The organism is Granulicella sp. S156 (genome assembly GCF_009766105.1).
GTDB lineage: Bacteria > Acidobacteriota > Terriglobia > Terriglobales > Acidobacteriaceae > Granulicella.
The window spans coordinates 20,931-34,001 of the sequence record NZ_LMUH01000006.1 but is presented as its reverse complement, the minus strand read 5'-3'; the positions used below and the strand labels follow the sequence as shown (position 1 = coordinate 34,001).

Below are 13,071 nucleotides of genomic sequence, written 5' to 3'. Positions count from 1 at the left end.
ATTACTTCCTGTTTCCTGTTCGCGTTATACTCACCTTCCCATGTCTGTCTTTGTCATTCTCCCCGCCGCCGGTATTGGTACTCGCATGGCCTCCACAGGAGGCGCGCCCAAGCAGTTCCTTACACTCAAGGGAACACCCATCCTTCTGCACTCGCTGCGTGCGTTTCTCGCAGTGCCGCGCGTCACGGCTATCTACGTGGCGGTTCGAAAAACCGAGCAGGCCCGTGTGGCCTCTCTGATCGCCGAACACCAGCTCGGCGACAAAGTCCATGTCGTAACCGGCGGCGACTCACGCCAGGACTCCGTCGCCAAAGCCCTGGCGGCCCTGCCGTCGCACTCGGCTGGCGATATTGTCCTCGTCCACGACGCCGTCAGACCCCTGATAGATCCCGGGACTATAGCCCGCACGATCGACGCCATCGAAAAGCATGGCGCGGCCATCGTCGGCACGCCGGCGATCGACACCATCAAACAGGTCGAACGCACCGCCGATGGCGCCATCATCACCGCGACCATCCCGCGCGAGCTGATCGTCCATGCCCAGACGCCACAAGGCGCACTTGTCTCGCTGATGCGCCGGGCCTTCTCAGAAGCCGCGGCAGATGAGTTCATCGGCACCGACGAAGCCAGCCTGCTCGAACGCGCCGGCGTCTCGGTCGTCGTCGTACAAGGCCACGCGCGCAACTTCAAGGTCACGCAGCCCGGCGACCTCGAAATCGCCGAGTTCTACCTGGCCGGCTAGTGCCAAAGTAAAAACACTCGCATCCAATCTGCATGGCTGTCGCCAAACAAACCGTCGAGCTTTCCGAAGGCCAGGTGCACCTTATCGCACGCGCCATCGCGGATTCGCGTCGCTACGAGATCCTCAAACAACTCGGCCGATGTAAGGACTCACCATCCTGTACCGCGATGTGCGAGTTCGTCGGGATCAGCCCCGCTACGCTCTCTCATCACATGAAAGAGCTTGAAACCGCTGGTCTTGTCCGGCCTGTGCGCGATGGTAAGTTCGTACACTACACCCTCTGTCCGGACGTTCTTAGCGCTTACCTCAACCGCCTCAAATCCGACCTCGCTTAACCCCCGACACAAACTTCACCAAACTCCTGAATCTTTCTCTTCCTGTCCGCAATCAATTCGATTGTTGTCGAAATATCGAAACGATCGACGCAAGAGGAGAAAGAAAATGAGCAAGCTTACAGGGAAAGTAGCAGTCGTCACAGGAGCCTCCAAGGGTATTGGGGCCGCCATCGCCAAATCGCTCGGCGCGGCAGGAGCGTCGGTCGTCGTGAACTACGCCTCGAGCAAGGCTGGAGCAGACATCGTTGTCGCCGCCATCACCAAAGCCGGTGGCAAGGCCGTTGCCGTCCAGGGAGACGTCTCCAAGGTCGCCGACGCACAAGGCATCATCGATGCAGCCATCAAAAACTATGGCCGCCTCGACATTCTCGTCAACAACTCTGGAATCTATGAATTCTCTCCCATCGAGGCCATTACCCCCGAACACTTCCATAAACAGTTCGACATCAATGTCCTCGGCCTTCTTCTCGTAACCCAGGCAGCCTCCAAACACCTCCCCGAAGGCGGAAGCATCATCAACATCGGATCCGTCATTTCTCGCCTGACACCTGCGGCCACTGCGGTTTACACCGGCACCAAGGGCGCGGTCGACGCCATCACCGGCGTGCTCGCCCGCGAGTTTGGCCCCCGTAAGATCCGTGTCAATGCCCTCAACCCCGGCCTTGTCGAAACCGAAGGCACCCACACTGCAGGCACTGTCGGCGGCGACTTCGAGGCGGACCTCGTCAAGCAAACCCCGCTAAGCCGCACCGGCCAACCGCAGGACATCGCTTCCATCGCCGTGTTCCTGGCATCGGACGACTCCGGCTGGCTCACAGGCGAACTGCTCCTCGCTGGCGGCGGTCTCCGCTAATCCGACTGCACTTGGCGTTGCCAAAACCCCGTTCAACATAGGTTGAACGGGGTTTTCCTCTTCATCGTGCGCTGGCGAAGCTCTAACGTTTTAGAATCACCACTATGTCTATGCGCATCGGCCTCGGCTTCGACTCCCACGCCTTCAAACCCGGCGTTCCGCTGGTAATCGGCGGTCTGAAGATCGACCACCCCGAAGGCCTTGCGGGGCACTCCGACGGCGACCTGCTGCTCCACGCCATCACCGACGCGCTGCTTGGCGCAGTCTCGGCCGGCGATATCGGCACCTTCTTTCCACCCACCGACCCCAAGTGGAAGGGTGCGGACTCTACGGTCTTCCTCGAGACAGCGCTCGAAGAGATCGCGCTGGCCGGCTACAAGATCGTGAACATCGACTGCGTGCTCGTCATGCACCGCCCGAAAATTGTCCCCATTGCCGGGGAGATGCGCGAGCGTGTTGCCGACCTGCTGAACCTGGATCTGAAGAACGTGAGCATCAAGGGCAAAACGCCTGAAGGCCTCACCCAGGACGGCACAGCCGTCGCGCATGTCGTCGCTCTGCTGGAGTCCATCGACCTGCCGAACGAGCCCAAAAAGCTGGCGGCCCTGGCGGAAACACCCAGCGAAGCCGATATCGACGGCGTGCTCAGCACCCTCGTAACCGGGGGCCACGACACCAGCGCTCTAGGCCGCAAGCTGCCGACCTTTGACACCGACGACCTCACCTAGCCCGTAGCTCTCCAAATAGGTTTGGGAGCTGACGCGGAAACTTGGCCTAAAGGGGCGTCTCATAGAGGGCTCTCGAAGAGCTATACCTCTCTTCATTCCGAGCCATAGAAAATAATTCTTTTGGACTAGCCTTCGCTTCTCGGGTACATTGACTTCAGTTTTCAGGAGGCAATAATGGATCCACAAGAATCACAACGACAAGCCATGCATATGCTGGCATTTATGGTCCCCTTTCTGCTGATTGGATGGGTGATTGGCCTTGCCATCATCATCATTCCGCTCTGGCAAATCTGCAAAAAAGCAGGATTGAGTGCGCCGTTGTCTCTTCTTGAAATTATCCCTGGAATTGGCCACCTCATCGTCCTCTATGTCGTTGCCTTCTCGGAGTGGAAGGTCGTGCCAATCGCCCAGCACTACAGCACGCTGCCGCCGACTGCATATCCACCCCCACCGCCGCCTCCAAGCTTCCCTTCCTCCGGCTATACCCCTCAAGGGCCAACAGCATAGTTCCTCCTGGAAAAGCGGCGAAGGTTTCGCTCTGTTAACATTGGTCTCTGACAGCCAATGACTATTGAAACCTCCGCCGCTCCGTCCCACCCACGCCCCACCCGCGTCCGCATCGCCCCTTCGCCGACCGGTGACCCCCACGTCGGCACCGCCTACATCGGACTGCTGAACTACCTGTTCGCTGCCCAGCGTGGCGGCGAGTTCGTGCTGCGCATCGAAGACACCGACCGCACACGCTTCGTCGCCAGCTCCGAGCAGATGATCTTCGATGCCCTGAAGTGGATCGGCCTCACCTGGAACGAGGGCCCCGATGTCGGCGGCCCTTACGGCCCTTATCGCCAGTCCGAGCGCACCGAGATCTACCGCGAGCATGTGGAGTTGCTGCTTAAGAGCGGCCATGCCTACAGGTCTTTTGAAACGGCCGAGGAACTGGAGGAAGTTCGCAAGCAGCAGATGGCCGCCAAGCAGCCGCCACGCTACAACGGCGCCGCGCGCCATCTCTCCCAGGAAGAGATCGACGCCAACCTCACGGGCGGCAAGCCGTTTGTGGTGCGGCTCAAAGTCCCTCTCGAAGGCTCGACGACCTTCCGCGACGAACTACGCGGCGAGATCACCTTCGATCACAACAACGTTGACGATCAGGTGCTGATGAAGTCCGACGGCTTCCCCACCTATCACCTTGCGAACGTAGTCGACGACCACCTGATGCGGATCACCGATGTCATCCGCGCCGAGGAGTGGATTAGTTCCACTCCTAAGCACGTGCTGCTCTACGAGGCCTTTGGCTGGGAGCAGCCGAAGTTCTGGCACATGCCGCTGCTGCGCAACGTCGACAAGTCAAAGATCTCCAAGCGCAAGAACCCGGTCTCGCTGGTCTACTACCGCGAAAGCGGCTACCTTCCCGACGCGATGCTGAACTTCCTCGGCCTGATGGGCGGCGGCATGGCGCAGCCCACGGAACAGGAGATCGTCAGCAAAGGCCTCAACACCAAAGAGGGTGACATCTTCTCCCTCGCCGAGATGAAGGAACGCTTCGACTTCAAGCGCATCTCGCTGGGTGGTCCAGTCTTCGATCTCGTGAAACTCAAGTGGCTCAACGGCGAGTACATTCGCCGCCAGTCGCCCGACGAGTTCTTCGATACACTGCGTCAGACCATCTTCTCCGATGCCTATCTGCGCACCGTCGCCCCGCTGGTTCAGGAGCGCATCGACACCGTCGGCCAGTTCGGCGACATGACAGGTTTTCTCTTCTCCGACAACGTATTGCCGCCGGAGTCTGTCTGGCTACCCAAGAAACGCACACCAGAAGAGACACTCGTCTTCGCCGCCGAGCAACTCACCGCGCTCGAAGCCAGCGCGTGGGACACGGCAAGCATCGAAACCGAGATCAAGAAGCTGGGCGAGGCTAAGCAATGGAGCGTGAAAGAAAACTTCATGCTGCTGCGTGCGATCCTCACGGGGAGTACGACCTCCCCACCGCTGGTCGAAAGCCTGGTCGTCTTCGGCAAAGCTCGCTCGCTGGATCGCATGCGGCGGTTTCTGGAGACGCAGAAGAAACTGGCCAATCAGAGGAAGTAGTGGCAACAATCTGATGCCCCATCTTCGGCGCGTTCTTTGCGCCTAAGGTGGGGCACCCAAATCTATACCGATTCTTGGCTTACTTCCCCGTCACAGCCACGTTCACCGGCAGGTTCCGCGGCGGAAAACATGCGGCGTTGTCGCATGCCTGGTAGTGCAACGATCCAGAGAGCGTCGAGACGCCACGCGGCACAACAACTCTCAGCTTTACGCGAAACTCGCCCTGATACACATCCAGCGTCTCGCCATCGCCAACAGCCAGCCGAAACGCCGTGCCTTGTGGATAGTCCTGCGAGACTACCTTCACAGCCGCCACATCGAGCTTCAGCACGGTCGGAATCAGTAGCTCATCCTTGGGCGTATGCGAGTTGATGTGAAAACCCGGGTCAACATGAAACCGCAACTCCACCACCTGAGGCTTGCCCGCATCGACGACGATCTGGTCAGGCGCAAGGCTCACGTGATCCTTATGCGCCTCCGCCGGCCGGTCGCCGCCAAACTGGATGTCCTGAGCCTGTGCCACTGGAATCAGTAGAGCCATGGCAAAAAGAAGCCGCCCACGAAAACCTGTTTCCTGTTTCCTGTTTCCTGTCACCTGCTTCTTCACATTCCACCTGCTGCGATAGTCTTGCGAATATTGGCTTCCATTTCGTCTTTGCTGGGAGCGCCGGCGGACTCTTCTACGACATTGCCGTTCTTGTCGACATAGAAGGTTTCAGGCAGGTAGTCCACACCGCCATAAGCCTTCGATACCGTCTCTTTCTCTTCGGGCAGGAGGATCGGATAGCTGACGCCAATCTTCTTTGCGGCAGCGGCGATATCGTCCTTCGAGGCGCCGGTATCCTGCGAAAGCCCGAGAACGACCAGGCCCTGCGACTTATACTTGCCGGAAAACTCCTCAAACCACGGCATTTCCAGCTTGCAGGGACCGCACCATGTGGCCCAGAAGTTCACTACAACGGCGTGACCTTTGAAGTCAGCCAGCGAGACCTTCTTGCCCGAAAGGTCGAGCAGGGTAAACGCGGGTGCAGCTTTGCCGCGCAGGCTTGCGCCCTGTGAATCCGGGCTATCTCCTCCCGATGTGGGAGCGCTGGCTCCATCTTTTACCAGCGTGACCTGCGACTGTCGTGCCTGCTGCATCGCCAGCCGCCGCTGCCGCAGATTGTGAACTCCCGCCCACACCAATACCACCACCACCACTACCATCCCAACCAGAACACCCAATCGACGCATCGAGCAACATCCTTCCGAGCGAATCGCAGCAATATCGCGCTGTAATTAGTCTACCGCTGCATCCGCTTTCTGAATTGTCATCCTAATGTCACCCCATCCGGGTACCCCTCCTCTGCTAGCATTCAGTCTGTCTGAAGCCTCTGGAAACTCATGAGCGACCACTCCCAAAACGCCGCCGCAAGCCCCGCTGAACTCGTCCGCATCGAAGCCGAAGGCCTCCTCGAACTCGCAGGACGGCTCGACGGCCCGCAGCGCAAAATCTTCAACCAGGTAGCAGAGCTCCTCGTGGAAACGGCACGTTCCGGGCATCGTGTCGTTCTCACCGGTGTGGGAAAAAGCGGCCTGATCGCCCGCAAAATCGTTGCGACGCTTGTCTCTACCGGCACGGCAGCACAGTTTCTGCATCCGGGCGAGGCCCTGCATGGCGACCTCGGCATTCTCAGCCGCGGCGACGTTCTGCTGGCCCTGTCCTACTCCGGCGAGACCGAAGAGTTGCTGCGGCTGCTGGGTGTGCTGCCTCGAATCGGTGTCACCCTGGTTAGCTTCTGCGGCGATACGACCTCGACACTGGCTACAGCCAGCGCACACACGCTCGACGTCAGCGTCAGCCGCGAGGCCTGCGACCACCAGCTTGCGCCGACAGCCTCCACAACAGCGATGCTGGCCCTGGGCGACGCACTCGCGGTCGATGTAAGCCGCCGTCTCCACTTCAAGGCCCAGGACTTCGCCGAGCTGCACCCCGGAGGCCAGCTCGGACGCCGCCTGGCCACCGTAAAGCAACTGATGCACACCGGCGACGCGCTGCCGCAGGTTGCCCCTGCGGCTCCCATGACCGAGATCATCCACGAGATGTCGGCGAAACGGCTAGGCATGACGACCGTGCAGGCCGGCGGCAAGCTGCTGGGCGTGCTCTCCGACGGCGACCTGCGCCGTCTACTGGAACGCGATGGGCCCGAGGCCTTCCACAAAACCGCCTCCGGGGTCATGAATCCATCCCCACGAACGATCGCCCCAGAGCCGTTCGCCGTCGACGCGCTGGCCCTGATGGAGCAGTACAAGATCACCGCGCTTGTCGTCACCAAAGACGGCACTCCCGCGTCGCCCGTACTAGGCGTGCTGCACCTGCACGATCTGTGGGTCGTCGCCCCGCAAACAACGAAGGCCCCTGCGCCAACGTACAAACACTACGATCCACCCGGGGATGATGGCCGGCTCTGATACAGCCTGCAATGTCGATTGTCGTTGTTCGTTTTTCGTCGTCATCCTGAGCCGTAGGCGAAGGACCCCCGAATTGGGAGGGCCACCGGTGCGTCTGTGCCAACACCAATGCGGGGGTCCTTCAGCTTCGCTTCAGGATGACGGCGAAAAACAAACAGCGCCTAGCGTCTATACAATCAAATCAACATGCAACGTTGGTCGAAACTCTTCATCCCTACCCTCCGCGAGGCCCCTACGGACGCCGAGGTCGCCAGCCACAAGCTCCTTCTCCGCGCCGGATACATTCGCCAGTTGGGCGCAGGCATCTACAGCTATCTGCCGCTCGGGCAACGCTCCCTGAACAAGATCATCGCCATCGTCCGCCAGGAGATGGACAAGATCGGCCAGGAGTTCTTTCTCCCCGCGCTCAATCCGCGCGAGCTCTGGGAAGAGTCCGGCCGCTGGGCCGGGATGGGACAGAATATGTTCCATCTCAAGGACCGCAAAGGCGCGGAACTATGCCTCGCTATGACGCACGAGGAGGTCATGACCTCCATCGCGCGCAATGAACTGCGCAGCTACAAACAGCTCCCGCAGATCTGGTACCAGATTCAGACCAAGTTCCGCGACGAGCCCCGGCCCAGGTCCGGCCTCCTGCGCGTGCGCCAGTTCACCATGAAGGACGCCTACTCCTTTGACATCGATGCCGCCGGCCTCGACGAGAGCTACAAAAAGCACTACGACACCTACTGCCGCATCTTCAAGCGCTGCGGCATGGACTTCGTCGCTGTCGATGCCGACTCGGGTGCGATGGGCGGCTCCGGATCGCAGGAGTTCATGGTCTACACCGACGCCGGCGAAGACCTCATCGCCAGCTCGGCCTCGGGCTACGCCGCAAATCTAGAAAAGGCCACCAGCAAGCTAGCTCCGGTCGAGGACCTCATCCCGACCGGCGACACGCCGGAGCTTGTTCACACGCCAGGCTTCCGCACGATCGACGAAGTAGGCTCGTTCCTGCAGACAAAATCGCACCATCAGCTCAAGACGATGGCTTACATTGTCGAGCACCCCGAAGCCGACGCAAAACAGATCAAAACAGTCGGCAAAACCCGCGCTGTCGTTGCGTTCCTGCGCGGCGACCACCAGCTCAACGAGACCAAACTCGCCGCCATCGCACTTGGCGAGCTTCGCCCCATGACGCCCGAAGAGATCGCGGAGACCTTCAAAGCTCCCGCAGGCTATCTCGGCCCCATCGGCCTCGAAGCCGCACCACACCCCCGCAAACCGGGCGTTCTGGTCGTGCTCGACGCCGCGCTCGAAGGCCGCAAGAATTTGATCGCAGGTGCCAACAAAGAGGAGTACCACCTCCGCAATGTAACGCCGGGCCGTGACTTCAAGCCGACCGTCATCGCCGACATACGCAACATCAACGAAGGCGAACTCGACCCCATCGGCGGTGAACCGTTGCGTCTGGGCAAGGCCGTTGAGATCGGACACATCTTCAAGCTCGGTTACAAATACTCCGAGAGTATGGGTGCGCGGGTGCTGGATGCCAACGGCAAAGAGGTTATGCCGATCATGGGCTGCTACGGCATCGGCATCGAACGCATCCTGACGGCTGCGATCGAATCCTCAGCCGCAGCCAATGCGCAGTTGTCCGCTGAAGATCTCAACACGAAGCAGCCTGCAGGCGAGCAGTACGCCCTGCCAGCAGCCATCGCCCCGTTCGAGGTCATCATCACCATTACTAACGTGCGTGAGGCTGATCTGCTGGCTGCCGGAGAGAAGATTGCAGCAGATCTGGAGGCTGCCGGAGTCGATGTCCTGCTCGACGACCGCGACGAGCGCGCCGGCGTAAAGTTCAAAGATGCAGAACTTATCGGTGTTCCCTACCGTATCAACATCGGCAAGAAACTCGCCGAAGGCCAGGTAGAACTCGTTGATCGCCTTACCCAAACCACGACCGATCTGCCGCTGGATACCATTACCGCATACATCCAATCGCTGCTCAATGCGTCAAAAGTGTAGCTGTGGTTTTTCGTTTCGCCGTCATCCTGAGCCAATAGTTCAGGATGACGGCGAAAACAAAGAACAAACAACGGCAACACCTGCCGCTGCTTCCACCGCTAGATTACTGAGAAAATGAAGATGCGTTTGCTCTGACGTCTACGCCCAGCCCCTATGCCTGTAAAAGTAAAAGTCGGTAAGTCCAGCCACCCACTCCTCTGGAAGCTGGTGCGCTTTGTCCTCGTACTTGTGCTGATCGTTGTTGCCACCGGTGCCATTGTCTTCGGCATTTATTACCACAAGTACAACGGAGTTCTGGCAGAGAAGCTCGCGCAGGGTCCGCTATTTGCCTCAGTCGCGCAGATTTACGCTGCTCCTCAGGAGATTCGCACGGGGCAGCACCTCACCGCCGCAGACATCGCAGCATCGCTCCGTAAGGCCGGGTACAACAGCAACACTCAGCTAGGCAGCTTCCAGCTCCGCGACGACGACATCCTGATCAAACCCGGCCCCCAGAGCTACCTTGCAACCGACGGCGCAACCATCAACACGGCAGGCGGACAGGTACAGTCGATCACCGCCGAAAATGGTGCGGCGCTGGCGGGTTACAAGCTGGAGCCGCAGCTCATCACAGCGCTTTCGGAAGATAAGAACCGCGTCAAGCGACGCCTCGTTACCTACAACCAGATTCCTCCGCGCATGGTGCAGGCGGTAATAGCCATCGAGGATCGCCGCTTCTTCGAGCATGGAGGCGTCAACTACGTCCGCCTTGTAAAGTGCGCGGTACAGGACACGCTTCTGCACCGTTTGAACTGCGGTGGATCTACGATTACGCAGCAACTCGCCAAGAACATCTTCGACATGCCGGAGAAAACTATCTCGCGCAAAATAGCTGAGCTGATGATTACGTTCCAACTCGAGGCTCGCTTCAGCAAGCAGCAGATCTTCGAGATGTATGCGAACGAGATCAATATCGGCCAGCGCGGATCGTATGCCGTCAATGGCTTTGGAGAGGCGGCTCAGGCTTACTTCGGCAAAGATCTTCGTCAGCTCAATCTGGATGAGTGTGCACTCATCGCTGGACTCATTCAGAACCCCAATCGCCGCAACCCTTACCGGCATCCGGACCGGGCCACAGAGCGCCGCAACGTAGTGCTCGACACGATGGTCGAGACCGGTGCGATCACTCCCGCCGAGGCCGCGCGTGCCAAGGCCGAACCAATTCACCTCGCGCCGCCCAACATCGACGCCAGCGAGGCTCCCTATTTCATCGATCTCGTCCACGAACAAATCGTGCAGCGGCTGGGTGATTCCGACGCCGCGCACTCTGGTTCGCTGCGCATCTATACCTCGCTCGATCCGGAGTTGCAACGCGCAGCGGCAGAGGCAGTCGAGGTCGGTATGCGCAACGTCGACGAACTCGTCCGCAAGCATCACAAAAAGGGCGATACCAGCACCATTACCTATCCGCAGGTCGCGCTGGTAGCGCTCAACCCCCATACCGGACAGATTCTCGCGCTGGTCGGGGGGCGCAACTATGGCGTCTCGCAGCTTAACCACGCTACTGCCGAGCGCCCCACCGGCTCTATATTCAAACCCTTCGTCTACGCTACGGCCTACAACTCCTCGCTCGAAGGCACAGCCATTGACGGCAGCGGCGTATTCACCGCACTCACCAAGCTCAACGACGACCCTCAGGACTTCGGCACCAACGGCCAGTCCTACATACCTGGCAACTTCAAAAAGGGTGAACTCCCAGGCATGGTCACCGCCGCTGTCGCTATCGAAAACTCGCTGAACATCGCGACTATCGCTCTCGCTCAGATGGTCGGTTACAACAACGTTGCCTCTCTCGCCCGCTCCGCAGGAATCGTCAACGTCAAAGGCACACCTTCAGCCGCCATCGGCACCTACAGCGCCACCCCCATCGATATGGCAGGCGCCTATACGGTCTTCGCTAATAATGGCGCTCACCTCAAGCCCTGGATCCTTGCCAGCGTCCGCAGCCCTAACGGTGACATCGTCGCCGACTTCGCCCCTGAAGCCAAACAGATCCTCGATCCCCGCGTTGCCTATCTCACGCAGTCTCTGATGGAGGGCGTAGTGGCACGCGGCACTGCTTCTGCTGTCCGCCGTCACGGCTTCCTCGCCCCAGCCGCCGGCAAGACCGGCACCTCCCACGACGCGTGGTTCGCTGGATACTCTTCCAACCTTCTCTGCATCATCTGGGTGGGCAACGACGACTACACCGACGTGAAGCTTCAAGGCGCCGACGCCGCCGCGCCCATCTGGGCCGAGTTCATGAACCGCGCTATCCGCCTGCCGCAGTACTCCGACATGAAGGCCTTCACGCCGCCGGATGGGGTGGAGGTGCTTCGCATCAATCGGGCAACGAATATGCCGATCGATGAATCCTGTTCGAGTGACAGCTTCCCTGCAGCGTTTTTGATCGGAACAACCCCACAAGGAACATGCTCCCGTATGGGAGAAGACACGCAATCGCTGGGTGGCAGGCTCCTGGGCAATGGGAACTCCAATCCAAACGAGCCCAACGGCACGGCCATACCACTTAGTCCAAATAGCACGACTGTGCCACATAGTCCCAATAGCACCGCCGTGCCAACGAATCCCAACAGCACAGCCGTACCACTTAATCCCAACAACCCGGCTGAACCACACCGCAATGCGTTTCAAAAGCTATTCGGTTTGGGAAAAAACAAACAGCAACAACCGCAACAGCAGCCTCAGTAGCTCTTACCGTTGTTTGTTTCTCGCCGTCATCTTGAGTCGACGGCGAAAAACAAACAACGGCAAAAGCATCCAGCACTACGGCATCACACGGATGACCTGCGTGTCGGCTGCAGCTTCCAGTTGGTAAGCAAGTCCCTCGCCCGGCAACACTACTGCATGAGACTTCGGCAGTTCCAGCGCAGGACCTCCCGATGCAGGATGAATCGAACAACCTTCCCCCAGCGCAATCAGTAGTTGTAACCGATTAGTGTTGGCGAGCTCGACCTTATGGCCGGCACTTATCTCGAAGCGATCGACGGTGAAGTAAGGCGACTTGATCAGCCGCGTATATTCCCCGAACGTGACCGGCGGCATGAGGCCCGCACCGGTCACGGCACGTGTAACCGCAAGCCCCTGGTCCAGATGAAGCGGTCTTGGGCGGCCGTAGTCGAACAACCTGTAGGTCACGTCGCTGTACTGCTGGGTTTCAAGGATCACTACACCGGGCCCAATGGCGTGAATCGTACCGGCTTCCACATAGACCATGTCTCCCGTTTTGACAGGGAGATGCGTCAGCTTGTCTTCGAGAGTTCCCTGCTCGATCGCCTCGCGAATCGCTTCGGTTGAGAGTGGTTCTCGAAAACCGAGCGCGATGGTTGCGCCGGGGTCAGCCGAGAGTACATACCAGCACTCGGTCTTGCCTCTCGGTTCTCCGATGGCGCGGGCTTGCTCGTCGTTCGGATGGACCTGCACCGACAATTTTTCGCGCGGCAGCAAAATCTTGATGAGCAGGGGAACGCCGCCTGCCTTCTTGTCGGCCAGAAGCTCCGGATAACGTTCGGTGACTGCGGCCAGAGTCTCGCCGCGAAGAGGACCATCTTCAATGAGGCACTCGGCCGCGGTCATCCAAAGCTCGCCAATCGGCTTGTCGGTTACAGGAATGTCGAACCATGGTTCGAGCGAGGTTACACCCCAGATACGTTCTGACAGGACGGGTGTCAGAACAAAGGGCCCAATAGGCTGCTGGCTAGTAATCGTCATACTTCCAAACTATCGGATAGTGGAGGCTCAGGGAAGCTCTCAGCGTGCTTTCGCTGGGCTATTGATACTCGAAAGCGTTACTCTTATGGGTGACCGATTTTCGCGCCTCAGCGAACCCAC

General features: G+C 59.3%; 12 protein-coding genes. 9 read left to right on the top strand and 3 right to left on the bottom strand.

Features of this window, described 5'->3' with window-relative positions:
• The first annotated feature begins 40 nt into the window (after positions 1–40).
• The 6 genes from ispD to gltX all read left to right on the top strand — a co-directional run bounded on the left by ispD (position 41) and on the right by gltX (position 4,743).
• Positions 41–742, top strand: a complete 702-nt coding sequence (gene ispD, locus GSQ91_RS04780) for a 2-C-methyl-D-erythritol 4-phosphate cytidylyltransferase (RefSeq protein WP_158820126.1) — start codon at positions 41–43, stop codon at positions 740–742.
• Positions 743–774: 32 nt separating this feature from the next.
• Entirely contained in the window at positions 775–1,077 is a 303-nt protein-coding gene (locus GSQ91_RS04775) for a helix-turn-helix transcriptional regulator (RefSeq protein ID WP_158820125.1), read from the top strand.
• A gap of 106 nt (positions 1,078–1,183) precedes the next feature.
• On the top strand, positions 1,184–1,930 hold the full coding sequence (locus GSQ91_RS04770) for a glucose 1-dehydrogenase (protein ID WP_158820124.1): 747 nt from the start codon (positions 1,184–1,186) through the stop codon (positions 1,928–1,930).
• Between the two features lie 104 nt (positions 1,931–2,034).
• Entirely contained in the window at positions 2,035–2,658 is a 624-nt protein-coding gene (gene ispF / locus GSQ91_RS04765) for a 2-C-methyl-D-erythritol 2,4-cyclodiphosphate synthase (protein WP_174240653.1), read from the top strand.
• Positions 2,659–2,832: 174 nt separating this feature from the next.
• Positions 2,833–3,165 (top strand): hypothetical protein, encoded by a 333-nt coding sequence (locus tag GSQ91_RS04760; RefSeq protein WP_158820123.1) that lies wholly within the window; start codon positions 2,833–2,835, stop codon positions 3,163–3,165.
• Positions 3,166–3,222: 57 nt separating this feature from the next.
• On the top strand, positions 3,223–4,743 hold the full coding sequence (gene gltX / locus GSQ91_RS04755) for a glutamate--tRNA ligase (RefSeq protein ID WP_158820122.1): 1,521 nt from the start codon (positions 3,223–3,225) through the stop codon (positions 4,741–4,743).
• Between the two features lie 79 nt (positions 4,744–4,822).
• On the opposite strand, the gene GSQ91_RS04750 is transcribed toward gltX, so the two are convergent.
• Both GSQ91_RS04750 and GSQ91_RS04745 read right to left on the bottom strand, forming a co-directional pair.
• Complete coding sequence (locus GSQ91_RS04750) at positions 4,823–5,284, bottom strand: protein-disulfide reductase DsbD domain-containing protein (RefSeq protein WP_216845062.1); 462 nt, start codon at positions 5,282–5,284, stop codon at positions 4,823–4,825.
• A 62-nt stretch (positions 5,285–5,346) separates the two neighbouring features.
• Positions 5,347–5,976 carry a TlpA disulfide reductase family protein gene (locus GSQ91_RS04745; RefSeq protein ID WP_158820120.1) on the bottom strand — a complete coding sequence of 210 codons (630 nt, stop codon included), beginning with the start codon at positions 5,974–5,976 and terminating at the stop codon, positions 5,347–5,349.
• Positions 5,977–6,126: 150 nt separating this feature from the next.
• Between GSQ91_RS04745 and GSQ91_RS04740 the strand changes: the two genes are divergently transcribed.
• The 3 genes from GSQ91_RS04740 to GSQ91_RS04730 all read left to right on the top strand — a co-directional run bounded on the left by GSQ91_RS04740 (position 6,127) and on the right by GSQ91_RS04730 (position 11,931).
• Positions 6,127–7,194: an SIS domain-containing protein gene (locus GSQ91_RS04740; RefSeq protein WP_158820119.1), complete on the top strand. Its 1,068-nt coding sequence runs from the start codon at positions 6,127–6,129 to the stop codon at positions 7,192–7,194.
• A gap of 186 nt (positions 7,195–7,380) precedes the next feature.
• The gene (locus GSQ91_RS04735; protein ID WP_158820118.1) at positions 7,381–9,201 is read left to right on the top strand and encodes a proline--tRNA ligase; all 1,821 of its coding nucleotides are present in this window, start codon (positions 7,381–7,383) and stop codon (positions 9,199–9,201) included.
• A 153-nt stretch (positions 9,202–9,354) separates the two neighbouring features.
• Positions 9,355–11,931 (top strand): transglycosylase domain-containing protein, encoded by a 2,577-nt coding sequence (locus GSQ91_RS04730; protein WP_158820117.1) that lies wholly within the window; start codon positions 9,355–9,357, stop codon positions 11,929–11,931.
• Between the two features lie 75 nt (positions 11,932–12,006).
• On the opposite strand, the gene GSQ91_RS04725 is transcribed toward GSQ91_RS04730, so the two are convergent.
• Positions 12,007–12,951, bottom strand: a complete 945-nt coding sequence (locus GSQ91_RS04725) for a type I phosphomannose isomerase catalytic subunit (protein ID WP_158820116.1) — start codon at positions 12,949–12,951, stop codon at positions 12,007–12,009.
• Positions 12,952–13,071: the final 120 nt, after the last annotated feature.